The 25,298-nt window shown below is 70.4% G+C and carries 22 protein-coding genes and 1 tRNA gene; 12 read left to right on the forward strand and 11 right to left on the reverse strand.

Features of this window, described 5'->3' with window-relative positions:
- Positions 1-699, forward strand: a 699-nt coding sequence (locus Q0L11_RS12455; protein ID WP_296597628.1) for a gamma-glutamyltransferase, incomplete at its 5' end; no start/stop codon positions are given.
- 100 nt (positions 700-799) lie between these two features.
- Here Q0L11_RS12455 and Q0L11_RS12460 read toward each other — a convergent pair.
- Positions 800-1,708 (reverse strand): LysR family transcriptional regulator, encoded by a 909-nt coding sequence (locus Q0L11_RS12460; protein WP_296597629.1) that lies wholly within the window; start codon positions 1,706-1,708, stop codon positions 800-802.
- A 429-nt stretch (positions 1,709-2,137) separates the two neighbouring features.
- On the opposite strand from Q0L11_RS12460, the gene Q0L11_RS12465 reads away from it, so the two are divergent.
- The 3 genes from Q0L11_RS12465 (at position 2,138) to Q0L11_RS12475 (ending at position 6,734) form a co-directional block, all read left to right on the forward strand.
- Positions 2,138-3,430 carry an MFS transporter gene (locus tag Q0L11_RS12465; protein WP_296597630.1) on the forward strand — a complete coding sequence of 431 codons (1,293 nt, stop codon included), beginning with the start codon at positions 2,138-2,140 and terminating at the stop codon, positions 3,428-3,430.
- Between the two features lie 27 nt (positions 3,431-3,457).
- Entirely contained in the window at positions 3,458-5,950 is a 2,493-nt protein-coding gene (locus Q0L11_RS12470) for a zinc-dependent metalloprotease (protein ID WP_296597632.1), read from the forward strand.
- 97 nt (positions 5,951-6,047) lie between these two features.
- The gene (locus Q0L11_RS12475; protein WP_296597633.1) at positions 6,048-6,734 is read left to right on the forward strand and encodes a GNAT family N-acetyltransferase; all 687 of its coding nucleotides are present in this window, start codon (positions 6,048-6,050) and stop codon (positions 6,732-6,734) included.
- Positions 6,735-6,743: 9 nt separating this feature from the next.
- On the opposite strand, the gene Q0L11_RS12480 is transcribed toward Q0L11_RS12475, so the two are convergent.
- The 3 genes from Q0L11_RS12480 to Q0L11_RS12490 form a co-directional block, all read right to left on the reverse strand.
- Entirely contained in the window at positions 6,744-7,301 is a 558-nt protein-coding gene (locus tag Q0L11_RS12480) for a DUF305 domain-containing protein (RefSeq protein ID WP_296597635.1), read from the reverse strand.
- Between the two features lie 95 nt (positions 7,302-7,396).
- A complete protein-coding gene (gene cueR / locus Q0L11_RS12485) occupies positions 7,397-7,786 on the reverse strand; it encodes a Cu(I)-responsive transcriptional regulator (RefSeq protein ID WP_296597636.1) in 390 nt (129 codons plus the stop codon).
- Positions 7,783-10,044, reverse strand: a complete 2,262-nt coding sequence (locus Q0L11_RS12490) for a heavy metal translocating P-type ATPase (RefSeq protein WP_296597637.1) — start codon at positions 10,042-10,044, stop codon at positions 7,783-7,785. The genes cueR and Q0L11_RS12490 overlap by 4 nt, the downstream gene beginning before the upstream one ends.
- A gap of 184 nt (positions 10,045-10,228) precedes the next feature.
- On the opposite strand from Q0L11_RS12490, the gene Q0L11_RS12495 reads away from it, so the two are divergent.
- The 3 genes from Q0L11_RS12495 (at position 10,229) to Q0L11_RS12505 (ending at position 14,935) form a co-directional block, all read left to right on the forward strand.
- On the forward strand, positions 10,229-12,007 hold the full coding sequence (locus Q0L11_RS12495; protein ID WP_296597638.1) for a copper resistance system multicopper oxidase: 1,779 nt from the start codon (positions 10,229-10,231) through the stop codon (positions 12,005-12,007).
- Positions 12,004-13,041: a copper resistance protein B gene (locus tag Q0L11_RS12500; protein ID WP_296597639.1), complete on the forward strand. Its 1,038-nt coding sequence runs from the start codon at positions 12,004-12,006 to the stop codon at positions 13,039-13,041. The genes Q0L11_RS12495 and Q0L11_RS12500 overlap by 4 nt, the downstream gene beginning before the upstream one ends.
- A 157-nt stretch (positions 13,042-13,198) precedes the next feature.
- Positions 13,199-14,935, forward strand: coding sequence for a response regulator (locus Q0L11_RS12505; RefSeq protein ID WP_296597641.1), 1,737 nt, complete (start codon positions 13,199-13,201; stop codon positions 14,933-14,935).
- Here the strand turns inward: Q0L11_RS12505 and Q0L11_RS12510 are convergent.
- Together Q0L11_RS12510 and Q0L11_RS12515 are read right to left on the reverse strand one after the other, a co-directional pair.
- Positions 14,932-15,177 carry a hypothetical protein gene (locus Q0L11_RS12510; protein ID WP_296597642.1) on the reverse strand — a complete coding sequence of 82 codons (246 nt, stop codon included), beginning with the start codon at positions 15,175-15,177 and terminating at the stop codon, positions 14,932-14,934. The genes Q0L11_RS12505 and Q0L11_RS12510 overlap by 4 nt on opposite strands.
- Positions 15,178-15,188: 11 nt before the next feature.
- On the reverse strand, positions 15,189-15,968 hold the full coding sequence (locus Q0L11_RS12515) for a response regulator transcription factor (RefSeq protein WP_296597643.1): 780 nt from the start codon (positions 15,966-15,968) through the stop codon (positions 15,189-15,191).
- A 502-nt stretch (positions 15,969-16,470) separates the two neighbouring features.
- On the opposite strand from Q0L11_RS12515, the gene Q0L11_RS12520 reads away from it, so the two are divergent.
- Positions 16,471-19,482, forward strand: a complete 3,012-nt coding sequence (locus Q0L11_RS12520) for a TonB-dependent receptor (RefSeq protein ID WP_296597644.1) — start codon at positions 16,471-16,473, stop codon at positions 19,480-19,482.
- A 142-nt stretch (positions 19,483-19,624) separates the two neighbouring features.
- Positions 19,625-19,795, forward strand: coding sequence for a hypothetical protein (locus tag Q0L11_RS12525; protein ID WP_296597645.1), 171 nt, complete (start codon positions 19,625-19,627; stop codon positions 19,793-19,795).
- Positions 19,796-19,824: 29 nt separating this feature from the next.
- Here Q0L11_RS12525 and Q0L11_RS12530 read toward each other — a convergent pair whose 3' ends face one another.
- Entirely contained in the window at positions 19,825-20,712 is an 888-nt protein-coding gene (locus Q0L11_RS12530; RefSeq protein WP_296597646.1) for a LysR substrate-binding domain-containing protein, read from the reverse strand.
- Positions 20,713-21,003: 291 nt separating this feature from the next.
- On the opposite strand from Q0L11_RS12530, the gene Q0L11_RS12535 reads away from it, so the two are divergent.
- Positions 21,004-22,053 carry a sensor histidine kinase gene (locus Q0L11_RS12535; RefSeq protein ID WP_296597647.1) on the forward strand — a complete coding sequence of 350 codons (1,050 nt, stop codon included), beginning with the start codon at positions 21,004-21,006 and terminating at the stop codon, positions 22,051-22,053.
- Positions 22,050-22,874 (forward strand): LytTR family DNA-binding domain-containing protein, encoded by an 825-nt coding sequence (locus Q0L11_RS12540; RefSeq protein WP_296597648.1) that lies wholly within the window; start codon positions 22,050-22,052, stop codon positions 22,872-22,874. The genes Q0L11_RS12535 and Q0L11_RS12540 overlap by 4 nt, the downstream gene beginning before the upstream one ends.
- Here the strand turns inward: Q0L11_RS12540 and Q0L11_RS12545 are convergent.
- The 4 genes from Q0L11_RS12545 to Q0L11_RS12560 all read right to left on the reverse strand — a co-directional run bounded on the left by Q0L11_RS12545 (position 22,866) and on the right by Q0L11_RS12560 (position 24,856).
- The gene (locus Q0L11_RS12545) at positions 22,866-23,279 is read right to left on the reverse strand and encodes a hypothetical protein (RefSeq protein WP_296597649.1); all 414 of its coding nucleotides are present in this window, start codon (positions 23,277-23,279) and stop codon (positions 22,866-22,868) included. The genes Q0L11_RS12540 and Q0L11_RS12545 overlap by 9 nt on opposite strands.
- Before the next feature lie 81 nt (positions 23,280-23,360).
- Positions 23,361-24,107: a Sir2 family NAD-dependent protein deacetylase gene (locus Q0L11_RS12550; protein WP_296597650.1), complete on the reverse strand. Its 747-nt coding sequence runs from the start codon at positions 24,105-24,107 to the stop codon at positions 23,361-23,363.
- A gap of 153 nt (positions 24,108-24,260) precedes the next feature.
- A complete protein-coding gene (locus tag Q0L11_RS12555; protein WP_296597666.1) occupies positions 24,261-24,551 on the reverse strand; it encodes a DUF167 family protein in 291 nt (96 codons plus the stop codon).
- On the reverse strand, positions 24,551-24,856 hold the full coding sequence (locus tag Q0L11_RS12560) for a YggT family protein (RefSeq protein ID WP_296597653.1): 306 nt from the start codon (positions 24,854-24,856) through the stop codon (positions 24,551-24,553). The genes Q0L11_RS12555 and Q0L11_RS12560 overlap by 1 nt, the downstream gene beginning before the upstream one ends.
- A 97-nt stretch (positions 24,857-24,953) precedes the next feature.
- Here Q0L11_RS12560 and Q0L11_RS12565 point away from each other — a divergent pair.
- Positions 24,954-25,029: transfer RNA gene (locus Q0L11_RS12565), tRNA-Ala, on the forward strand.
- Positions 25,030-25,298: the final 269 nt, after the last annotated feature.

Consider the following 25,298-nt stretch of genomic DNA (forward strand, 5'->3'; position numbering starts at 1 on the left):
CCGCAGTGGAAGACGCCGGCGAAGGGCATCGCCAGCGAGGAGTTCGCCAAGGAGCGGGCCAAGCTGATCTCCATGGACACGTCCCTCGACAGCAAGAGCCTGCCCGGCCTCGACCCGCACCCCTACGAAAGCCCCGACACCACCCACTTTTCGATCGCCGACAAGTACGGGAACGTGGTGTCGAACACCTACACGCTTACCGCCTCGTTCGGAGCGCACGTGGTGGCTCCGGGGACCGGCTTCCTGCTGAACAACTCGCTGGGCAACTTCGACTGGAACCCCAAGCCCACCAGCCTCGGCAACAAGATCGAACCGGGCAAGCGCGCCCAATCGACGATCTCGCCGATCATCATCTTCAAGGACGGCAAGCCCTGGGTCGCCACCGGCACGCCCGGCGGCGGCACCATCCTGGCCACCATGGTGCAGATGCTGGTCAACCTGATGGACTTCAACCTCAACGTGGCCGAGGCGGCCCAGCGCCCGCGCATCTACCAGGCCGGTGTCGACGGCCCGCTGCAGCTTGAGGAGTCCATCCCCGAGGACCTGGTGGCGGGCCTGAAGGCCAAGGGCCACAAGGTCGAGCGCTCGCAGATCCTGGGCAGCACCCAGTCGATCATGATCGGACCCGACGGCGTCATGTACGGCGCCGCAGACACTCGCCGTCCCGACGCCGCGGCCGTGGGCGTGAAGCAGTACTAGGAGGGCCCGGACCGCTCCTCTTCCCAGCGCGGGCTGGGAAGAGGAGCGGTCGCAGGCGCCCGCCGCGCCTTGTTTCCGTGGTTCGCCGGAGCCGTCGTCGTCAGGCGTTCGCCACGAGTCGCAGCCCCGCAGTCTCGGGGCGCCGCTGTGGCAGGCTCTTCAGGAACATCTCCGCGGCGCGGCTCAGCTTGCGCTCGCCATGGCGGATCAGCCGGAAGCTCCGGCGCGGGAGTTCGATCGGCACGCGCACCAGCGTCCCGGCGGCCAGGGCGTCCCGCACCGCCAGCTCCGACAGCACGCCGGGCCCGGCGCCGGCGACGACCGCCGAGCGCACCGCCTCGTTGGACGGCAGCGTCAGCCGCACGCCCACAGCATCTGGGCTAACGCCGAGGCCACGCAGGAAGTCGGCCCGCGCGCCCGAGCCGTCCTCGCGCAGCACCCAGCCGGCGCGCAGCAGGGCTTCGCAGCCCGGTCGCCCGGCGGCCCAGGGATGGTCGGGCGGCACCACCACGCACAGCCGGTCGCTGCCCACTTCGAACCCGTTGAGGGCCGGGTCGCGCACCTCGCCTTCCACCAGGCCCAGCTCGGCCGCGCCGTCCAGCACCATGCGGGCGGCCCCGGCGCTGTTCGACAGGTGCAGTTCGATGGCCAGGTGCGGGAAGCGCTGGTGGAAGTCGGCGATCAGCGGCGGCAGCCAGTAGTTGCCCAGCGTCTGGCTGGCGCAGATCGAGATCGCGCCACGGCGCAGGTTGCTGAGGTCGGACAGGGTCTGCTGGGCGGCCTTCACTTGGTCCAGCACCTTCTCGGCCTCGGCGAGGAACACATGGCCCGCCGCCGACAGCTCGATCCGCCGCCCGACCCGGTCGAACAGCGGTGTGCCGTAGGCGGCCTCCAGGGCGCTGATCGAAGCGCTGACGCCCGACTGCGTGATGTGCAGGGCCTCGGCGGCGCGGGTCATGTTCAGTCGCTCCGCCACGCAGACGAAGATCCGGAGCTGCTCAAGAGTCATGTCGACGCCCCCGGGAACATGTCACAGCCTAGTCATAGGGATCGGCGTTCAGCAACTAGAACGTCGTTCAACAGCTAGAACGCACCATCCCTCAGGTCAGATCGGGCGCCCGCGTCGCCGACGGTCCGCAGTGAGCCGCTACGGTCTTGAATGTGCGCCGCAATTCCTCGAACGGACGGGCGGCGAAAACCCGCCACGCCCAGCGGTCTTGCGTCCCGCACCAGCATTCGGGGGCCGCCGACCTGTCCGGCGCGTGCGCAGGGCGCCCAATCGTTGGGCGATCGAGCCGGCGCGGGGGCTACGGATCATCAGGCAGGCTTGTCGCCGTCAGAAGAAGAGGTTGTGTTTTTCCAGCAAGTTCAATCGGTTGTCGCCGCGGCGGTTTTGCGCCATGTGTCGCGGCGTCGGTGCGGGTTCCGGGGTTGGAGGATGGCGGCCGAACGAAGCGGACGGGTCCTCCATCCCGCGGTGCGGCGGCGGGCGATCGTCGCGTGCCTGCTGGGCAACCTGTTCGAACTCTACGACTTCGGGGTCTACGCCTATTTCGCCGTGCAAATCGGAAAGGCGATCTTCCCGGCCGCCGACCCGGTGACCTCAATCCTCGCCAGCTTCGCGACCTATGGCGTCGGCTTCCTCATGCGTCCCGTCGGAGCGATGGTCATCGGCAGCTACGGCGACCGCCACGGCCGCAAGGCGGCGCTGGCGCTCACGATCACCCTGATGGCGGCCGCCACCGGCCTTACCGGCCTCGTGCCCAGTTACGCCGCGGTGGGGCTCTGGGCGCCGGCGCTGTTGGTCGTCTTCCGCCTCGTGCAGGGCTTCTCCACGGGGGGCGAGTGGGGCGGCGCCGCAACCTTCCTCGTCGAGCACGCCCCGCCGGGGCGAAAGGGCTTCTACGGCAGCCTGCAGCAGCTCAGCACGGGCCTCGCCCAGATCCTCGCCATCGGCTCGGCGCTACTGCTGAACGCGATCCTCCCGCCGCCCGACCTCGACGCGTGGGGCTGGCGGCTGCCGTTCCTCGTCGGCTTCGTCCTGGCGCCGATCGGCTACTACCTGCGCTCGCGCGTGGCCGAGTCGCCCGAATACAGCCGGAGCGCCGAGGAACGTCAGGCCCCGCCCGCCCCGCTACGGGCCGCCTTCACCGAGCACCGCGGCGCGGTGCTGACCTGCTTCGGCCTGACCATGATCTGGACCGTCGCCAACTACGTCTTCATCAGCTTCCTGCCCACCTTCGCGGTCCAGTCGCTGGGCATGGCGCCCACCGCCGCGCTCTCGGCGACGATCTGCGCCTCGCTGGCGAACATCGCTGTGGTCCCGCTGTCCGGCCTGGCCGCCGACCGATGGAGGCGCACACCCCTGGTCGTCTCGGCCGCGAGCTTCGCCGTCCTGAGCGTGCCGCTGTTCCTGCTGCTGAGCGCTTCGCCGTCGTTCGCGACGCTGGCCCTGGTGAGCGTGGTCGCCGGCGGTCTCTACGGCCTCTACAACGGCACGGCGCCCGCGGTGCTGTGCGCGCTTTTCCCGACCGGCGTCCGCTATACGGCGCTGTCGGTCGGCTACAACGGCGCGGTGATGATCTTCGGCGGCTTCGCGCCGCTCGTGTCGACGTTCCTGGTCCGCGAGACCGGATCGCCGATCGCACCCAGCTTCTATGTCGCGGCCTGCGCCGTGGTCAGCCTGGCGGTGCTCTGGCGCCCCCGGCTGCGCCTCGTCGCGGCCGCCTGATCCGTTTCATTCGAGGGGGAGTTGCGTATGGGCTGGGGATCGTGGGGACGGGGGGCGGCGCTGGCTGCCCTGGTGACGGCGCTTGCCGGGCCGGCGCTGGCGGCGGAGGCGCCTCCCACGCCCGAATGGGCCAAGGCGACGGCGTCGTCGGAGGCGCGCGACGGCCTGCTCCGCGCCTTCGTCGACCGCAAGGCCAATCGCATCCAGCTCCGCCTGCCGCCGCCCGACGCCGAGGGCGTCTCGGGCCGCTTCATCTACCAGGCCAGCCTGACCACGGGCCTCGGCTCGACCCCCATCGGCCTCGACCGGGCCGAGAGCGGGCGCGCGCTCGTCGTCGCCTTCCGCCGCGCCGGTCGCAAGGTGATCCTGCAGGCCGAGAACCCGACGTTCCGCGCCGCGAACGGCAATCCCGACGAGATGGCGGCCGTGAAGGACTCCTTCGCCGTCTCCAACATCTGGTCGGGCGACGTGATCGCCGAGGGGCCGGACGGCTCGGCGCTCATCGACATCACCAGCTTCCTTACCCAGGACACGCTGGACGTCGCCGCTCGGCTGAAGGCCCGGCGGCAGGGAAGCTTCCGCGCGTCGGCGCCGCTCAGCTACGCCGACGCTTCGCATGTGGGCGTCTTTCCCGAGAACCTCGAGGTCGAGGCGGTCCAGACCTTCACCAGCGACGAGCCCGGGGCCGAGGTGCGCGCCGTCGCGCCGGACCCGCGATCCATCACGCTGACGGTCCACCACTCGTTCGTGAAGCTGCCGGGCCCCGGCTTCCAGCCGCGCCGCTACGACCCGCGGACCGGCACCTCGGTGCAGGTGCTGGTCAGCGACTATTCGGCCAGCCTGGATCAGCCGATCGTCTCGCGCCTGGCCCGCCGTTTTCGCCTGGAGAAGACCGATCCCTCCGCCGCCCGCTCGCGGGTGAAGAAGCCCATCGTCTTCTACGTCGACCGCGCCGCGCCGGAGCCGATCCGCGGGGCGCTCGTCGAGGGGGCGAGCTGGTGGAACCAGGCCTTCGAGGCCGCCGGCTACATCGACGCCTTCAAGGTCGAGGTGCTGCCCGAGGGCGCCGACCCGATGGACGCGCGCTACAACGTCATCAACTGGATCCACCGCCAGACGCGCGGTTGGTCCACCGGCCAGACCATCGTCGATCCCCGCACCGGCGAGATCGTCCGCGGCGTGGTCCAGCTCGGCTCGCTGCGGGTGCGCCAGGACCGGCTGATCTTCGAGGGACTGCTGGGCGCCGACAAGACCGGTAAGGGCGGGCCGGACGATCCGGTCCAGATCGCGCTTTCCCGCATCCGCCAGCTCGGGATGCACGAGACCGGCCACGCGCTCGGCTTCTCGCACAACTTCGCGGGCAGCACCTTCGGACGCGCCTCGACGCTCGACTATCCCGCGCCGCTCATCCACGTGAAGAACGGCAAGCTCGACTTCAGCGACGCCTACGTCCGCGGCGCCGGCGCCTGGGACAAGTTCTCGGTGCGCTGGCTCTACAGCCAGGTTCCGCCGGGCGCCGACGAGGCGAAGTACCTGGACGGCATCGCCCGCGAGGTCGCGGCCCAGGGCATGCGCTTTATCGCGGACGACGAGCATCCCGCCAGCACCCAGTGGGACAACGGCGCCGACCCGGTCGCCGAGCTGGCCCATGTGCTGGAGGTGCGCGAGATCGCCCTGAAAAGGTTCGGGCTGAACAACATCCCGAAGGGCGCGCCGGTGGCCGACCTGCGCCGGGTGTTCGTGCCGATCTACCTGTTCCACCGCTACCAGGTGGACGCGGTCGTCAAGCAGGTGGGCGGCGTAGACTACGGCTATCCCGTCGCCGGCGGCGGCCAGGAACAGGCCCGGGCGATCCCCGCAGCCGATCAGCGCCGCGCCCTGAAGTCGCTGGGCGAAACTCTGTCGCCGCAGCGGCTGGACGTGTCGGACGAACTCACCGGCCTGCTGTCTCAGGGCCAGGCCGGCACGCCCGACCGACAGTTCGAGATCGAGGTCTTCGAGACGTTGGGCGGGCCGGTGTTCGATCCGATGGGCGCCGCGGTCGTCGCCTCCGACATAACCCTTCGCCAGCTTGTCGAGGCGCCGCGCCTGAACCGCGTGCTGGAACAGCACCGCCGCGATCCGGACCAGGTGAGCCTCGACGAACTGCTGGCTTGGCTGTTCGGCGCGGTCCAGGCCCGGGCCGACGATCCGCCCCGGTTCGCCGAGATCCGCCGCCGCCAGCAGGCCCGCCTCGTCGGCGACCTCGTGGACGTGCTGGGCGACAAGACCCTGTCGCCCACCGCCGCCGGCCTCGTCGAGCAGGGCCTGAAGGCCTTCGCCGCGTCGCTCGACACGACGAAGGGAACGCCCGAGGCCATCGCCTTCAACCGCCGCCTCGCCGACCTGGTCGGCCAGGGTGATCGCGAGGCCCTGAAGCTGCTGGCCTCCGACGTCGCGCCGACCCCGCGCACGCCGCCGGGGAGCCCCATCGGCGAAGACTGCTGGTTCTGCGCGCCGTTGGCCCCGCCCGCGGACTGAGACGACGACCGGCGCTCCTGCGAGCGATCCGGTACAATGTCCGAACTCCGCCGTCGCGACGGGGGACACCTGTCCCTCGTCGCGGTATGGCCCAGCCATGTCAGCGCTTCATCCTCTCGACGACCCCGCCGGCTCCGGCCTGAGCGGCCGCCAAGCTCATCTCGCCCTCGTCGAGGGCGGCGCGCGGCGTTACGACCCAGCCTACGGCGTCTTCGCGGCCGTGGACGACAGGTCCGAAGCCAGCCTGTCCGGCCTCGCCGCCCTGGTCGCCCGCCACGGCGACGTGGCCTTCCTGCTGGCCGATCCGCCTACCGACGCGCCGGGCGTGGCCGTCGTGTCCCAGGACCTCGGCGTGCAGATGACGGCCGAGCGCCTCGCGCCCGCGCCTGAACCCGACTTCGAGATCGTCCAACTCGCCGACGCCGATGGGCCTGAGATGCTGGCGCTGGCGACACTCACCCAGCCCGGCCCGTTCTTCGCGCGGACCCACCGGTTGGGCGATTTCTTCGGCGTCCGGCGCGGCGGCCGCCTCGTTGCGATGGCCGGCGAGCGGATGAAGCCGGACGGTCATACCGAGGTCAGCGGCGTCTGCACCCACCCCGAGCACCGCGGCCACGGCTACGCGGGCGCCTTATCGCACGTCGTGGCGGGCCGCATCCTCGCGCGCGGCGAGATCCCGTTCCTGCACGCCTACGCCAGCAACAAGGGTGCGATCGGCCTCTACGAGACGCTCGGCTTCACCCTGCGCCGCGAGGTGCTGATGACGCGGCTGACGAAGGCATGAGCGCGCGGTTCAGCGCGGAATCTTCGTCGTATCGACGCCGGCGCTTGCGTCGGTCTGCGGCGCCGGGGGCTCATCGCCGCGCGCGCGGTAGGATGGAAGGTCGGGCGCGCCGGGCGCCGGCGGATGTGCCTGAAGCCGCTCGATGTTCCGCTCCATCTCGACGATCTCCCGGACCTGGGCGTCGATAATGCCGTCGGCGAGACGACGCACCTCGGGGTCTTTGATATGTGCACGCTCGCTCGTCATGATGGCGATGGAGTGGTGTGGGATCATCGCCTTCATGTAGGCGACGTCCCCGACCGTCTGCTGGCTGCGGACCAGCCACAGAGAGCCGCAGAACACCACGGCCGCGGCCGCGAGAATGGCGATGTTCAGACGCTTGTTCGCGTACATCCCGAACATGAAGGCGAGCATCACGACCGTCATGGCCGCGCCCATCAATAGCGCCATGTAGGCCCGCGTTTCACTGAAGCGCACATGCTCCAGGGCGTAGGTGTTGAGGTACATCAGGCCGAACATCACGAGCGTCGACGTGGCGATCATCGCAGCGAAGCGAACGTAGCTCATGGGAATCCCCGGGCTGCAGGCCTGTCGGCGATCCGGTCCAACGCGAAGCGCGCGTGTTCGCTGCGCCAGACGCCAAATGAGCCGTAGCGGACCGCCTAGCTCCGGGTCAGGTCTTCCAGGATCGGACACTCGGGCCGGTCGTCGCCCGCGCAGCAGTGCGACAGGTGGCGCAGGGTGTCGGCCATCGCCTGCATCTCGGCGATGCGGGCGTCGAGGTCGGCGATGTGCCGCTCGGCGATGGCCTTCACGTCGCGGCTCGGGCGCTGGCGGTCGCGCCACAGCGAGAGCAACTGGGTGATCTCCGGCATGGAGAAGCCCAGGCTCCGGGCCCGCCGGATGAAGCGCAGCTCGTTCAGCGACCGGTCGTCGTATTCGCGGTAGTTCGACTCGGTCCGGCTCGCCGGGCGCACCAGCCCGATCTCGTCGTAGTAGCGGATCATCTTGGCCGAGACGCCCGAGGCCTTGGCTGCCTGCCCGATGTTCATCTGCGGTCTCCTTGGACGGCGCGGAAGCCCCGCAGGCGCAGGGCGTTGGCGAGCACGCTGACGCTGGACAGCGCCATGGCCCCGGCGGCGATCATCGGCGACAGCGACAGGCCGAACGCCGGGTACAGCGCGCCGGCCGCCACCGGGATCAGCAGCGCATTGTAGCCGAAGGCCCAGGCCAGGTTCTCGCGGATATTCGCCAGCACCGCGCCACTGAGGCCGATGGCGGTGGGCACGCCCCGCAGGTCGCCGCCCATCAGCACCACGTCAGCCGCCTCGATGGCGATGTCGGTCCCCGCGCCGATGGCCACGCCCACGTCGGCCTGGGCGAGGGCGGGCGCGTCGTTCACCCCGTCGCCGACGAAGGCCACCCTCCCGTGCTGCTGTTGCAGGGCCTTCAACGCGTCGACCTTGCCGCCGGGCAGCACCTCGGCCACCACCTGGTCGATGCCAAGTGCGCGGCCCACCGCCTCGCCGGTGCGCCGGCTGTCCCCGGTCAGCATCACCAGCTCCAGCCCGCGCGCCCGCAGCGCCGCCAGGGCGGCGGCCGTCGTGGCCTTCACCGGGTCGGCGACCGCGAGGACCGCCGCCAGCCGGCCGTCGACCGCGACGTAGAGCGGTGTCTTGCCGTCGTCGCCGAGCCGGGCCGCGATCTCGGCCAGCGGGGCGGTGTCCACGCCCAGCCGCGCCATCAGGCGCTCGGTGCCCACCTGCACGTCGCGGCCGTCCACGATCGCGGCGGCGCCCGACCCGAAGTCGGCCGCGAAGTCCTTGGCCTCGCCGATCGTAAGGCCCCGCGCCTGCGCCGCCGCCACGACGGCGCGCGCGATCGGGTGTTCGGACCGCCGCTCGACGGCGGCCGCCAGCGCGAGCACCTGCGCCTCGTCGAAGCCGGTGGCGGTCTGCAGGTCGGTCAGGGCAGGGTGGCCCTCGGTCAGAGTCCCGGTCTTGTCGAACGCGACCACTTTCACCCCCTCCAGCGCCTGGAGAGCGTCGCCGCGCCGGAACAGCACGCCCAGCTCGGCGGCCCGGCCCATGCCGACCATGATCGAGGTGGGCGTCGCCAAGCCCATGGCGCAGGGGCAGGCGACGATCAGCACCGCGACCGCGTGCACCAGGGCGAAGGCGAGGGCCGGCGGTGGGGCGAACACCAGCCAGGCCGCGAAGGTCGCCGCCGCCAGGGCGATCACGGCCGGCACGAACCAGCCGGTCACGCGGTCGACCAGCGCCTGGACGGGCAGCTTGGAGCCCTGCGCCGCCTCGACCATGCGCACGATCTGCGCCAGCACGGTCGCCGCGCCCACCTTGGTGGCCCGGAATTGGAAGGCGCCGGATGTGTTCACCGTTCCGCCCACCACGGCGGAGCCCACCCGCTTCTCCGCCGGGATCGGTTCGCCGGTGATCATGGATTCGTCGACGAACGACGCGCCCTCGACCACCTCGCCATCCACGGCGACCCGCTCGCCAGGGCGCACGTCCACGATGTCGCCCGGCCTCACCTCCTCGACGGGGACCTCGGTCGCCGAGCCGTTCCTAACGATGCGCGCCGTCCGCGCCTGCAGCGCCATCAGCCGGTGGATCGCCGCGCCGGTGCGGCCGCGCGCCTTGGCTTCCAGCCAGCGGCCGACCAGGATCAGCGTCACGATCACCGCGGCGGCCTCGTAGTAGACTTCGTCGGCGCCGGCGGGGAGCAGGCCCGGGGCGAAGGTGGCCACGGCCGAGTAGGCGTAGGCGGCGGTGGCTCCCAGGACCACCAGCGCGTTCATCTCGGGTGTCAGCCGTATGAGGTTCGGCACGCCGCTGCGGTAGAACCGCAGGCCGGGGCCGAACAGCACGAAGCCGGCCAGCAGGAAGCTGACGATCCGCCAGGGCTGTTCCGGCAGGTAGGCGGCCAGCCAGTGGTGCGCCCCGGGAAGGATATGGCGGGCCATCTCCACGACGAACAGCGGCGCCGTCGCCAGGGCCGCGGCCACCACCGCCTGGCCGAGCCTGCCGGCCTCGACATGGTGATGGGCGGCCTCGGCCTGGGCGTCGGTCTCGAGGTCGGCGTCGTAGCCGGCCGCCCGGATCGCCTCGACTACTGCGGCCGGGTCGCCGTCAGCGCCGAACTCCACGTGCGCACGCTGGGCGGCGAGGTTGACGGAGGCCCGGGCGACTCCCGGCGTGCCGGCGATCGCCCGCTCGACCCGCCCGACACAGCCGGCGCAGGTCATCCCGCGGATGGGGATATCGATAGGCGCGAGTACGGTGTCGGGCATTGGAACGGGCCTCCTGGCGTCTTAGCCCACTCCAGATGGGGCTTCCCATGATGGGAGGGTCAAGGGCCGCGCCCGGAAATCGTCGCCGGCCGTCGCCATGCAGGCTCGGCATTGGCGGACCCACCGCGCAGGGTGTTGACCTTCACCCCATGGGAAACCTCATGTTCCGCCGATGTCTCGCCGGATGAACCTCCCGATTCGACCTGACCGACGCCGGTTGCTGCGCGGCGGGGCGGCGCTTGGCGCGGCGGCCCTGCTCCCCGGTTGGGCGCAGAGCGCCACGCGCGGGCTCTCGACCCTGCCGACGCTGTCCGGCGAGGACATCCACCTGACCATCGGCCACGCGATGGTGAAGATCGACGGCAAGGCCGGCCACGCGGTGGCGATCAATGGCACGGTCCCGGGGCCGCTCATCCGCCTGAAGCAGGGCCAGAACGTGCGCCTGCATGTGACCAACAACCTGCCGGAGGACACCTCGATCCACTGGCACGGTCTGCTCGTGCCGTTCCAGATGGATGGCGTGCCGGGTGTCAGCTTCCCGGGGATCAAGCCGGGCGAGACCTTCGTCTACGAGTTCCCGGTGATCCAGAGCGGGACCTACTGGTACCACAGCCATTCGGGCCTGCAGGAGCCGATGGGCCACTATGCGCCCATCGTCATCGATCCGTCCGGCGAGGACCCGGTGGCCTTCGACCGTGAACACGTCGTGGTGCTGTCGGACTACAGCTTCACCCACCCCCACGTGCTGTTCCAGCGCCTGAAGGGCCAGTCCGGGACCTTCAACTTCCAGAAGCAGACGGTGGCGGGGTTGCTGGCCGGCAAGGACCAGACCCTGGCCGAGCGGCGCGAGTGGGCCGCCATGCGGATGGATCCCACCGACATCTCCGACATCACCGGCGCCGCCTATCGCTTCCTGGTCAACGGCCACGGCGAAGGCGACAACTGGACCGGTATCTTCTCGCCGGGCGAGCGGGTGCGGCTGCGCTTCGTCAATTCGGCGGCCCAGACGATCTTCAACGTCCGCATCCCCGGCCTGAAACTCACCGTGGTGGCGGCGGACGGCCAGCTCGTGCGGCCGGTCGAGGTCGACGAGTTCCAGATCGGCAACGCCGAGACCTACGACGTGGTCGTCCGGCCGGCCGATCAGGCCTACACCCTCGTCGCCGAAGCGGTGGATCGGTCCGGCATGGGCCGCGCCACCCTCGCGCCCAGGCCCGGTATGACCGCGGCCATACCGCCGCTGCGCGAGCGGCCGCTGACCACCATGCGCGACATGGGCATGGACATGTCGTCGATGGACCACGGCGCCATGGCCGGCATGGACCACGCGGCCATGGGCCACGCGATGCCGCCGCCCGCCCCGCCGGGCATGGCGCCGCCCCGCGTCCGCGGCTCGGACGTCATGGGCCACAAGATGGAGATGCTGGACTTCAGCAAGGCGCCGCAGGTGAAGCCGGGGCCTGGGGTGCAGATGATCGCCCCCATGCCGGTCGACCGCACCGGCGAGCCCGGCCAGGGCCTGGAAAGCGTCGGCCACAGGGTGCTGGTCTACAAGGACCTAATCGCCCTGGAGCCCAACCCCGACACGCGGCCGCCGTCGCGGGCCATGGAGATCCGGCTGACCGGTAACATGGAGCGGTTCGTCTGGGGGTTCGACGGCAAGAAATACAGCGAGCGCCCGGCGCCCTATGCGCTGCGCGCCGGCGAGCGGGTGCGGATCACGCTGGTGAACGACACCATGATGACCCACCCGATCCACCTGCACGGCCACTTCTTCGAGCTCGTGCACGGGCCTGTCGGCCACATGCCGCGCAAGCACACCGTCAACGTCCTGCCCGGCGGGAAGGTGACGTTCGACGTCACCGGCGAAGCCGGCGACTGGGCCTTCCACTGCCACATGCTCTACCACATGCACGCCGGCATGTTTCAGGTGTTCACCGTCCGCGACGGGGCCGCCGCATGAGGCTCGCCCTGGCCCTCGCCGCCGCCGCCCTGGCCACCCCGGCCCTCGCCCACGCGCAAGACCCGCACGCCGGCCACACGATGCCCGCTCCCGCCGCCGACCCGCATGCCGGTCACCAGGCCCCGGCGGCCGCGGATACCCACGCCGGCCATGGCGCGGCGCCGAGCGCACCCGCCCCGTCCACCGATCCTCACGCCGGTCACCATATGCCGCTCGCGCCGGCCGCCGACCCGCACGCGGGCCACATGATGCCGGGCATGGCTGCGCAGGCGAAGACCGGGGCCGACCTGCCGGTCGGAACAGCGACACCCCCTCCGCCGGCGTCGGACCACCTGGCGGACCGGCTGTATGGCGCCGGCCCCATGGAGGCCGCGCGCGACGTCCTGCGGCTCGAGCATGGCGGCATGCGGACGTCGCGCACCATGCTCGACATCCTCGAGGTGCGGCCGGACAACGGCCCCGACGGCTTCGCCTGGCAGGGTGAGTTCCGCTATGGCGGCGACGTCGACCGGCTGGTGGTCAAGTCGCAGGGCGAGGGCGCGTTCGGTCACCGCATCGAACAGGCCGAGGTCCAGGCGCTCTGGTCCCACGCCGTCGGCCCCTACTTCGACCTGCAGGCCGGCGTGCGCCAGGACTTCCAGCCGCGCCCGCGCCGCACCTACGCGACAGTCGGCTTCGAAGGCCTGGCGCCCTACTGGTTCGACGTGGAAGGCGCGTTCTTCCTTTCGGACAAGGGCGACCTGTCCGCCCGCGTGGAGGGTTCGTACGACCTGCGCCTGACCCAGCGCCTGATCCTCCAGCCACGGGTCGAGGCCAACCTTGCCTTGCAGGATGTCCCGGAATTGGGCGTCGGCGCCGGGCTCGGCGACATCGAGGCGGGCCTGCGCCTGCGCTACGAGATTCGCCGGGAGTTCGCGCCCTATGTCGGCGTCAACTACCAGCGCCGCCTCGGCGAAACGGCCGACTTCGCCCGCGCCGCGGGCGAGGGGCGGGACGACCTTCGCGTCGTCGCCGGCCTCCGCGCCTGGTTCTAGACCCGTCGCGCTGACGTACTGCGTTCGGCGAACGTCCGGCTAAGCAAGTTCGCCTCTGGACAGAGCTTGCCGACTCACCTTCGCGCTATGGGTGAGCTGGGCTGCGACTCCCCTCAACCCATGCTTGATGCCGGCAGCGATCGGGGACGGGACGATCATGCTTGAGCCGACGACGGATGTCGCACATCCGGACGGGTATATTCGCTATTCGCGCACGGTCGCGCTGACCCGGCTGGGGCTGGTCGGCGCGTTCGTGATGCTGCTTGCGGCGTTCACGACCTGGCGCATGACGGCTCTGGGCGTGCTGGAGTTCGGCCTCTACCTGGCCCTGCTTGTCGCCACCGAGGTCACGGTGCGCCAACGCGACCGCGTGGGCGCCGCCCGCCGCCTGCGCCGGATGTCCGACGTGCTGATGCTGGCGCTGGTGGTCAATGCCTGCGGGCTGGCCCTCCAGATCCGCCAGTACGGCCAGCCACGCATGGAGGTCGAGGCCGCGCTGCTCACCATCTGCGTGCTTCTGTTCGCGGCGCTGCGGGCGCACATGTCGCGGCTCAGCTACGTGGCGGGCGTCGTGCCGCCGGCCCTGACCCTGCTGTGGATCGTGACCGACTTGCGGCGGCCCCTCGCCGGCAATCACTACGCGCTGGCCATGCTGCTCTTCGTGGTCGCCGTTCTGCTCGCCACCTCGCGCCAGCAGGAGACAGACCGCGCCCTGACCCGCGCGATGCAGGCCCTGATGCGCAAGAGCCTGGCGCTCGGCCAGGCGGTGGAGGAGGCGAAGGCCGCCGGCCGGGCCCGCGCACGCCTACTCGCGGTGGCGAGCCACGAGATCCGCACCCCGCTCAATGCGGTTCTGGGCTTCGGCCAGGCGTTGCGCCGCCAGCCGCTGACCCCCGAGCAGGCCACCCTGGCGCGTGGGGTGGTCGAGGGCGGCGAGCAGCTCGATCGCCTGCTCGACGGCATCCTCGACCTCGCCGGCGCCGGTCCGGACATCCAGCTCAAGCCCGCGCCGCTCGACCTGCGGGGCCTCGTCGAGGCGGTGGTCGGCGTCTGGCGTCCCCACGCCGCCTCGATCGGCGTCGACCTGGCGTTCAAGGACGCCGACCCGGGCCTGGAATTCGGCGTCGTCGCCGACGCCGCGCGGCTGGAGCAGACCCTGGTCACCCTGGTGTCGGGCGCGCTGAAGGCCACGTCGGCCGGCGGCCGCGTCTCGGTCCGCCTGGCGGGCGCCCCCCGTGGCGAGGACCTGGGCGTGCTGGTCGAGGTGCGGGACACCGGTCCGCCCGTGCCGGCGGAGGATCGTCGCGCCAGCTTCGAGGCCTTCGACCAGACCGCCCGCGGCCGGCTGGTGGGCGACAGCGGCCTCGGCCTCTCCGCCTGCGCCGCGAGCCTGGCGCTGATGGGCGGAGAGGTGGGTGTCGACGACGCGCCCGGCGGCGCCGGCGCTGTGTTCTGGTTCGCCTTCAACGCCCCGCGTCACGCTTTCCCGGCCGAGGGCGGCGAGACGGCGGTGGTGGGCGAGCGGACCCTGCGGGTTCTGGCGGCCGAGGACAACGACGCCAACCGACGGGTGCTCGCCGCGCTCCTAGGGGGCCAGGCGGTCGACCTCACCTTCGCCGAAGACGGCGCCCAGGCCGTCGCGGCCTGGCGGGCGGGCGGCTTCGACCTGTTGCTGATGGACGCGAACATGCCGGTCATGGACGGCGGCCTGGCCGTCCGCGCGATCCGCGCCGCCGAGCCCGCGGGCGTGCGCGTCCCGATCTGGATGGTCACGGCCAATGTCTCGGCCGAGGATATCGACGGCTACCTCGCCGCTGGGGCGGACGGGGTCCTGCGCAAGCCGCTGGACGCCGCCGCGCTCTTCGCCCTACTCGCCGGGGTGCGCGGGTCCTAGTTTACGGGCTTGAACGGGCCGCTGCCGGCGGTCTGGATGTCCTCCAGCCGCTTGCGGGACTCGCGCTTCAGCCGGTCGCGCTCGCTCTTCGGCATGCAGGTCTTCTGCGGCAGCCGCGAGCCGATGGGCATTTCGGACCTGCAGACGATCGGGTCCTTGGCGGGCGCCGCGGACTTCGCCGGAGGGGCGGCGCTGTCTGCGGCCTGGGCGAGGATGAGGCCTGCGGCGAGGGCGATGATCATGGCGGTTCGCCTCAGGCCGCCGTCAGCGCCGCGCGGGGCGTGACCTGCGCCTGGAATAGGTAGCCGCCGCCCCGCAAGGTCTTGATCAGGTCGCCCGCGCCGTCGCAGGCCGAGAGCGTGCGGCGCAGCCGGGCGACCCGGGCGTCGATCGACCGCCCGCCGGTGGTAGAGCCGTCGCCGTGCAGCAGGCCGATGAGCGTCTCTCGCGGCAGCACCTGGCCTGGCCGGTCGGCGAGCGCGCGCAGCAGGGCCGCGTCCGCCGGGCTGAGGCGCACCGTGCGGCCGGCCGGCGAGGTGACGTAGCCAAGCTCGGCGTCGAAGCGCCAGGTCTCGACCGCCGCCTGGGCGGTATGGCGCGCCTGCCGGGCCGCGCGGCGCAGCAGGGCCCGCACCTTCGCGAGCAGCTCAAGGGGATGGGTGGTCTTCGGCAGCACGTCGTCGGCGCCGAACTCCAGGCCCGCCACCCGGTCCAGGGTGTCGGCGGCGCGGGCGAACACCAGCACCGGGGCGGCGTCGGCCTCCGACAGCTTGCGGCACAGGGCTAGGCCGTCGGCGTCGGGCAGGGACGTCTCCAGGATCACCAGGTCGGCGCCCTCGGCCTCCAGCTTCGGCTCGGCCTCGGCGGCGGTGTCGGCGCGCTCGACCTCGAATCCATGGCGGCGCAGCATGTCGAGGCCCGGCTCGATGGCTCCGGCGTCGGCGTCGATCCACAGCACGCGGACGCCGCCTTGTGAGGCGGCGCGGCGGGCCGGCGCGGCGCCGGCGGCGAATTCGAAGGCCAGGGCGGTCATGGAGGCTCCGTCTCGTTCAGCGCCGGCGAGGTACACGTCGCGGCTGAAAGACTTTAGACCGGCCGATAGAAGTTTCGTGACGACTTCTCGTCATACTTTACATGAAGTCTCCTCATGTGGCGTTTCGTCGTGACAATTGAACCGTTCGTCGCGGCTGTTTTCTTTTTGCAACATTATTCCAGGAACGAGTTCGGCAGGGTCTGGTCGCGACACTGGAGTCGTAAGGTCGCGGCGGCGCCTATCCGGGGCCAGATTGCATTGTTTTTGTGTAACTTTCGACGCTTGGCGGTGACCTTCCCCCCTGCCGCCTGAGGCCTTCACATGAACTGTCTTCATGCAATTCAGAAGACAAATTCAGTAAAGACGGGCTCTACGCGACAATAGTTTTTCTCCAGCGGCGCTCAGGCGCGCAGCCGTATCCCGGCTGCGCAGGGGGCCGGCTTTTCATGTGGGGATCGGCCCGGACGGCGTCGCCGCCAATGGCCGCTGGAGGATTTAGACCTTGAGCATCAAGAACACCCGTGAGCGCCTTCTGGCGTCGTCGATGATCTGTGGCGTGGCGCTGATCGGCCTTGCCACCCCCGCGTTCGCCCAGACGGCCGGCGGCGATGACGAAGTCGCCGAAGTCGTGGTCACGGGCACCCGGATTCCGAGCCCGAACGTCAACAGCGTCAGCCCCGTCCAGATGGTCGGGTCGGAGGAAGTGACCCTGGGCGGCCGTCCGGTCACCGCCGACATCATCAACCAGCTTCCGCAGGTGACTCAGAACAGCCAGACCGGCCTGTCGACCACCTCCAACCCGCTGTCGGGCCCCGGCGGCGTGGCCACGGTCGACCTGCGCGGCCTCGGCCAGCAGCGCACCCTGGTGCTGGTGGACGGCCGTCGCCTCGGCATCGGCGACCCCAACACGGGCAACACCAATCCCTCGCCCGACCTGAACCAGATCCCCTCGCAGCTCATCGAGCGCGTGGACGTGCTCACCGGCGGCGCCTCGGCCACCTATGGCTCGGACGCCATCGCCGGGGTCGTGAACTTCGTGATGAAGCGCGACTTCGAGGGCCTGCAGGTCGACGCGAACTTCGGCGTCTACCAGCACAACCAGCACAACGAGTTCGTCCAGGGCCTGCTGCCCGCGCGCGGCGTGAAGAAGCCGGGCGACAAGTGGGACGGCGAGTCCCAGGACTTCAGCGTCATCGCCGGCGCCAACCTCGACGAGGGCCGGGGCAATGTGACGGCCTACTTCACCTACCACGACCAGAAGCCGGTCCGTCAGAACCAGCGCGACTACTCGGCCTGCCAGGTGGTCGCTTCCGCCGCCGGCGTGGCGAACTGCGCGGGCTCGCCCAACTCGAACCAGTGGCTGCTCGCCAGCGGCGCAGCCTTCAACCTGCCAGGCGCGCCCACCCAGGTGGCGGTCACCGGCAACAACTTCGCCGCCTGGAGCGGCACGGCCAGCACCACGCCGCCACCGTTCTTCAACTCGAACGACTACGCCTACCTGATGCAGCAGGGCACCCGCTACACGGCGGGCTTCATGGCCCGCTACGAGGTCAACAAGCACGCCGAGGCCTACGCCGACTTCGGCTTCATGAACGACCGCTCGAACGTGCTGATCGCGCCCACCGGCCTGTTCCAGGGCTCGGGCGCCTCGGCGAACGGCGGCTTCCTCGTCAACTGCAACAACCCGTTCCTCAGCGCGCAGCAGCAGGGCGTGCTCAACTGCTCGGCGGCGGACATCGCCTCTGGCGCCACTCGCGACCTGCTGATCGGCCGGCGGAACGTCGAGGGCGGCGGCCGTAACCAGTTCTACGAGCACACCAACTACCGCTTCGTCGGCGGCGTGCGCGGCGAGATCGTCGGCTCGTGGAAGTACGACGCCTACGGGTCGTACTACACGACGACCCTCGACCAGGCGGCCGAGAACTACCTGTCGATCTCGCGCCTGCAGAACGCCCTGCTGGTGGTCCAGACCCCGACCGGCCCGCAGTGCATCAGCGGCCAGGGCTGCGTGCCGTACAACATCTTCCAGGACGGCAAGGTCACCGACGCCGCGCTCGCCTACCTCGACATCACGGGCACCTCGCGCGGCACGATCACCGAGCGGGTGTTCGAAGCCACCATCACGGGTGACCTGACCGATTACGGGATCAAGTCGCCGTGGGCGACCAATGGCGTCGGCGTGGCGTTCGGCTTCCACAACCGCCGCGACCACCTCGAGTATCAGCCCGACTCCGCCCAGCTCTCGGGCGACCTGTCGGGTTCGGGCGGCGCTTCCACGCCGATCGACAACAGCCTGCGGGTGAACGAAGGCTTCGCCGAAGCCCGCATCCCGATCGTCCAGGACATGCCGTTCGCCGACCAACTGACGGCCGAGCTGGGCTACCGCTACTCGAAGTACTCCACGGGCGCGAAGGCCGAGACCTACAAGCTGGGCCTGCTGTGGGCGCCGACCGACGAGATCCAGTTCCGGACCTCTTACAACAAGGCGATCCGGGCGGCCTCGATCCTCGAGCTCTACACGCCCCAGGCGGTGACCAACACCAGCCAGGTCGCGGAAGACCCCTGCGCCGCCGGCGCGGTGCGTCCGGCCTCGGCCGCGGCCTGCGCCAACACCGGCGTGACGGCTGCCCAGTACGGCGTGATCCCGCAGTGCCCGTCGGGCCAGTGCTCGGTGCTGAACGGCGGCAATCCGCTGCTCGACCCCGAAACCGCCAAGACGTTCTCGATCGGCGCGACCGTCCGTCCGAACTTCATCCGCGGCTTCACGGCCAGCGTCGACTACTTCCACATCGACCTGAAGGACGTCATCGGGGCCATCCCGCTGGGCGTCATCCTGCAGCGCTGCCTCGACTCGGGCGACCCGACCTTCTGCTCGCAGATCCGCCGGGCGCCGAACGGCATCCTGTTCGGATCGAGCGTGTCGGGCGCCGGCTATATCAACGGCGCCAACGTCAACGTCGGCGCCCAGAAGAACTCGGGCCTCGACGTCCAGGCGACCTATCGCCTGCCGATGAGCGACTGGGGCCTCGACGACTGGGGCGACGTGTCGGTCAACCTCACCGGCTCGTACCTGCTGAAGTTCAGTACGACGCCGCTGCCGGGCGACGACTCCTACGACTGCGCCGGCCTCTTCGGCCCGCAGTGCCAGACGCTGAACCCCCGCTGGCGGCACACCATGCGGATCAACTGGAACACGCCGTGGAACGTCCTGGCGTCGGTGGCGTGGCGCTATATCGGCGGCACGACCTACGAGCTGGACACCAACGAGCCGACGATCGGTCAGGGCGCGCGCAACGCGTTCAACCACAAGCTGCCCGAGCGCAGCTACATCGACGTCTCGGCGGTGTGGAACATCAACGACAAGTTCGCGGTCCGCGGCGGCATCAACAACATTCTCGACCAGGATCCGCCGCTGGTGAACAACCGCATCTCGCAGACGGGGTCGCCCAACACCTACCCCACCTACGACCTGCTGGGCCGCAAGCTGTTCATCGGCTTCACGGCCAACTTCTAAGGCGGGGCGCGGCGGCTTCGGCCGCCGCCCTCTCCCTGAGAGACGCCAAGGGCTCCCGCTCGCGCGGGGGCCCTTTTGTCATGTCCGGGAACCTGCGGGCCTCCACCGGCCTTTCGGCAGCTCAGGCCGCCGGGAACCACCAGTGCGTCGTACCGAGTACTACCGCTCCGAAGCCGACCGCGTGCAGCGCCTCGCGGAAACGGCCGAGCCCGGTCACGGGCGCGAACAGTTCGAGCGCGTCGCGGCCGAATACCGCTCGCTGGCGGACTATTGGGAGACCTTGCCTCAGCCTCCAGGCGCCGAGGCCGCCTGATCCCGGCGAAGGCCTCGGGGCCGTGGGCCTCAGGCCGCGTGCAGCACCGGCGAGGGTTCGAGCGCGCCGGCCAGCCAGTCGACGAAGGGTCGGATCACGTCCGCGCGCGGCGATGCGGGGTTCCACACGGCGGTGTAGTCCTCGCGTAAGGAGGCTTCGGCCTCGAACAGCCGCACAAGGCGGCCGGCGCGAAGATCGTCGCGCACCAGCAGGCCGCGGGCCAGGCAGACGCCGGCGCCGTTGCGAGCGAGTTCCAGAGCGGCCAGCGGGTTGTCGGCGGTCAGCGCCGCATGGATCGGCAGGTCGCTCAGCCCGACCTGTTCCAGCCACAGCCGCCAGGGGTTCTCCGGCTGATGGATCAGGGGCGCGCGCGCGAGGTCCTCCGGGCGGCGGGGCAGGTCGGCCGCGGGCGCGGCGACGGGGAACAGCGCCTCGCCCGCCAACCGGCGCTGGGTCAGCCCCGCGCAGGCGCCCGCGCCGTACAGGATCGCCACGTCGGCCTCGCCGGCGTTCACCTCGGAGGGGCCGGTGACGGTGCGCAACTCCAGTTCGCGGTCGGGGTGTCCGGCCAGGAACGCCGGCAGGCGGGTGGCCAGCACGCGCTCGGCGATGCCCGCTGTCGCCGCCACCACGAGCCGGGCGCGACCGGGCTTGGCCGGCGTCTCGAAGGCCTCCGAGATCAGGTTGAGCGACAGGCGCAGGCGGCTCACGAACGCCCGGCCCGCTTCCGTGAGCGCCACGGTCCGTCCGAAGCGGTCGAACAGGTCGACGCCCAGCCGGACTTCCAGCGACCGGATGGCGTGGCTGATCGCGCTTTGGGTGAGGTTCAGCTCGTCGGCCGCCTTGGTGAAACTCTCATGCCGGGCCGCGGCCTCGAAGGCGGCGATGGCCCTCAACGATGGCGGTCGCACCGGCACGACGTTTCCCCTCATGGACGCACGGGAACACGGACCCCGCGACCCAAGGATGCCCGCCTGGAGAAAGTCTTCATGCAGAATGCGTCGAAGGGGGGCGAGCGCGTGTCGAACGGGGCGGTTTGCGGCGAACGGCGACCGGACGTCGACAAGCGGCCTTGGACTGTCACGGGATTACGACAGAATGTGACGGCGTGGGCGATCGAACAGACTGCCCGCCAAACCGTGGGGGAGGAGCATTTCCTTTCGCCGGACCGCCGTCGGCCTGGTGGAAACGTTCCTGGGGAAGCCTGAATGCGCCTGTGGCGTCCGAACAACTACCTCGTCGCGAACGTCGTGCTCTGGGCGCTGACCTACGTCATCGTCACGGCGCGGATGCTCGCCGACCCCATGCCGCATGCGGGCGACATGGCCGTGCGGCGGCTCGGCATGGCGGTCTTCGGCTTCGTGGCCTGCCTGGGGATCGGCAAGATCCTGTCGTTGCTCGCCGACCAGCCGGTCTGGCGGCGCATCGTCGCCGCCGTGCTGATGTCGGTCATAGGCGGCTTCGCCTACTCCCTGATCAACTACGCCGCCTTTTACCTGATCTGGCCGATGTGGAAGGTCGAGCCGCTCTCGCCGATCTCCATCGCCTACACGGCCTCGATGTTCTTCTGGACCTTCATCTCGTGGTGCGCGCTCTACTTCGCGATCCGCTACGAGGAGGAGCTGAAGGAGAAGAACCTGCGGCTGATGGCCTCCCAGGCGCTGGCCATGGACGCGCAGAACCGGATGCTGCGCTACCAGATCAATCCGCATTTCCTCTTCAACACCCTCAATGCGCTCTCCTCGCTGATCCTGGCCAAGGAGAACGAGCGCGCCGAGCGGGTCGTGCTGTCGCTGTCCAGCTTCCTGCGCCACACCCTGGAGAAGGAGCTTCCGGACAAGGCCCCGCTGGCCGACGAGATCGAGGCCCAGCGCCAGTACCTGCTGATCGAGCAGGCCCGGTTCGAGGACCGGCTGAACTACGTCGAGACCATCCCCCACGACCTGCGCGACGTACTGGCGCCCAGCCTGATCCTGCAGCCGCTCGTGGAAAACGCGGTGAAGTACGGCGTGGCGCGCTCGAACGCGACCGTGACCATCGAGATCAAGGCCGAGGAGGCTGACGGGCGCCTGCGCCTGACGGTCTGCGACGACGGCGGCGACGGCGCCGGGCAGACGCCGCCCAAGCTGGGCCTGGGGCTCGAAAACGTGCGCCGCCGGCTGGACCTCATCTACGGCAAGGCGGCCGAGCTCACCTGCGGCCCGCGGCGGCCGCACGGCTTCCTGGCGTCGGTGGAAATCCCTCTGGAGCGGGCATGATCCAAGGCAGCATAACCCCGGCCCCCGCGCGGGCCCTGCGCGTGGCGCTCGTGGACGACGAGCCGCTGGCGCTGCGCCGTCTGCAGATGGCGATCGACCAGGCGCCCGACGTCGAGGTCGTGGGCCAGGCCGGCAATGGCGAAGAGGCCATGGCCTTGATCCGCGGCGGCGGCATCGACGTGGTCCTGCTGGACATCCGCATGCCCGGGCTCTCTGGCCTGGACCTGGCGCGCGAACTGGATCCGGTCGATGCGCCGGCCTTCATCTTCGTGACCGCCTTCAGCCGCTTCGCCACCGACGCCTTCGAGCTGGCTGCGGTGGACTACTTGCTGAAGCCCGTGGAGTTCGAGCGCCTGCACGCGGCGCTGGAGCGCGCCCGCGCCCGGATCGCTTCCCGCGCCGCGACCTCGCGCATCGCCGAGCTGGAGGAGGTGGTGGCCGCCCTGCGAGCCGCCGACGCCGAACCGCCGCCCGACAGCGGCTTCGCCGAGGAGATCTGGGTGCCGGACCGCGGCGACCGCCTGCGCCTGCCCGTAGCCCTGATCGACTGGGTCGAGGCCGAGCGCGACTACGTTCGCATCCACAGCCGCGGCCGCAGCTTCCTGGTGCGCAAGGCGATCCGCAAGCTGCAGGCCGAGCTGGATCCCGCCGACTTCCTGCGCGTCCACCGCGGCGCCCTGGTGCGGCGCGACCGGATCGTGCGCCTGGCCCGCCGGCCGGGCGGTCCGGCCGCGCTGGTGCTGCAGTCGGGCGCCGAGATCCCGGTCGCGAGGCGGCAGGCCGCGCAGGTCAGGAAGGTCGTCGGGACCCGCCTAGGCTAGGGGCGCGCAGGTCGTCAGGTTGACCGGCTTGGCCTCGGCGCGGGTCCAGGCGTCGCCGGCCTTCGCGAAGGTGGCGAACGACGAGCCCGACTTGCCGGTGGAGCCGTCGGGATTGCGGCCGGCGAAGGTCATCGCCGCCACCACCTTGGCCGTGACGCCCTTGGCGGTCTCGTCCGGGGTGATGTCCTGGGCCGCCTTGCACATCACCTGGAAGTCCTGGCACCCCTTGCCTTCGACCTTGCTGGCGCAGGCCGAATGGTTGGCCTCGATCTCGGTGCGCCAGGCGAGGATCTGCGTATCGAGGCCGGCGTACGGATCGCTGGAGCTGGACTTGGCCCCGCCGCCCTGGCTGCAGGCGGTGAGCAGGGCGGCGAAGAGAGTGGCCGCGACGGCAGGTTTGATCACAGAGCGCTCCGATGGAAATCCGGCGCAGCGCATAGCCTGAACAACAAGGCGCGTGTGTGACGAATCGACGGAAGTCGGAAATTAGTTCCCTGGCGCCGCCTCGGTCATCACCGGCCCGATTTCGTCGTGCAGCACCAGGTCCGCGTAGGGATCGAGCTCGGTCGCCTCCCGGTTCACGATCGCCAGGCGAGCACCGTTGCGCTTGGCCATGATGGGGAACCCGGCCGCCGGATAGACCACCAAGGACGAGCCCAGCACCAGAAACAGGTCGCAGCCCAGGGTCTCGGCCTCGGCCCGCGCCATCGGCTCGGCCGGCATCGCCTGGCCGAACGAGATGGTCGCGGTCTTGACGAGCCCGCTGCACGAGCGGCAGGCCGGCAGGTCGCCGGTGGCTTCGTAAAGGGCCTTCAGGTCCTCCAGCTCGTGGCGCAGGCCGCATTCGAGGCAGGTGGCGTAGCTGGCGTTGCCGTGCAGCTCGATCACCCGTTCCGTCGGCACGCCGGAGGCCTGGTGCAGGTTGTCGACGTTCTGGGTGATCACCGAGCTGGCCTTGCCACTGGCGATCAGGCGGGCCACGCCCATGTGGCCGGCGTTGGGCTCGCGGCCCACCCAGCCGGCGCGGCCGGAGAACGCCCGGTCCCAGGCCTCCCGGCGCCGCTCCTCGCTGGCCACGAATTCCTGGAAGTAGATCGGCTTCATCTTGCTCCACACCCCGCCGGGGCTGCGGAAGTCGGGGATGCCGCTTTCGGTGGAGATGCCGGCGCCGGTGAACACCACCACGCGGCGGGCGTCGGCGATCAGGCGCGCAAGCTCGGCTCGGCTGGACATGGCGCGGAGCTTACCGACAAGCGGCGACGACGCGAAGGGCGGCTCGATCTGGGAAGGGATCGGCCCGACCTCGGTCGGGGGGGATGCCAGGGGTGTTGGCCGGGCCGATCCGGATCGTCCGTGTCCGACAGGCAAGTCGTTGGACGATCGCGGTTATAACTTATGATCGCCCGGAGGGTTCCCGAGCGCGGCTGCGAGCCGTTCTCCATCCGCGTCGATTTCCAGCCGCTTCACGCGCGCGGTCTCGCCCGCGACGAGCTGGACGGACGATTTGGGCAGTTTCAGCGTCTTGGCGAGCAGCGCGATGACGGACGCGTTCGCCGATCCGTCGGTGGGCGCGGCGGCGACCCTCAGCTTCAGGACCGGGCGCCCGGCCTCGTCCAGCATCCACCCCTCGACCGCGTCGCGGCCGCCGCGGGGCGTGACCCTGACCGAGAGCCGGATCAGCCGATCAGGCCGAACAGCGGCCGGAACAGCCAGGGCAGCAGGTAGCCGCGCACGCCCTGGAGGATGAGGATCACGATGATCGGGCTGATATCGACGCCGCCCAGGGGCGGGATCAGCCGCTGGAACGGCCGCAGCACGGGGGTGGTCACGGCGTCCAAGAAGCGCGCGACGCCGTAAACGAACTGATTGCGCAGGTTGATGACGTTGAACGCCACCAGCCACGACAGGATCGCGCTGACGATGATCGCCAGGATCAGGAGACCCAGGATGCCGTCGATGACGAAGTATAGGAAGCCGGCCATGGGTCTGCTTCTACCGGCGTTTTCGGCGGTGGCAAGGCGACGTCGTGCAGAGGCGCTTGACAGGGGCCGCCTCAATCGCCTTATTCCGCGCCTTCCTGGGGCCGTAGCTCAGTTGGTAGAGCGCCTCGTTCGCAATGAGGAGGTCAGGGGTTCGACTCCCCTCGGCTCCACCAGGAACCTTCTCGACAGTCGGCATAGCCAGCGGCCATCTCCCGGCGGGACGGCCTCGTGACGCAGGCGGGGCGTGAGCCACGGCTGAGGCGTACCTGTTCTTCACCTTTCTGATTCACGCTATATCGACGCATCACAGTCACGCTGCGACGTGGGAGCGCATCGGTCTGTCGTTCGGCCGAAATTAACCTTTTGGACGGCGCGTCGGGCTTTCTGGGGGCGTCTGACCTGCGGGTCGCGTAACCGGCCTGGCCGGCAGTAACGAGGGTAC

The sequence above is a fragment of the Phenylobacterium sp. genome, assembly GCF_024508875.1.
Classification (GTDB): domain Bacteria; phylum Pseudomonadota; class Alphaproteobacteria; order Caulobacterales; family Caulobacteraceae; genus Phenylobacterium.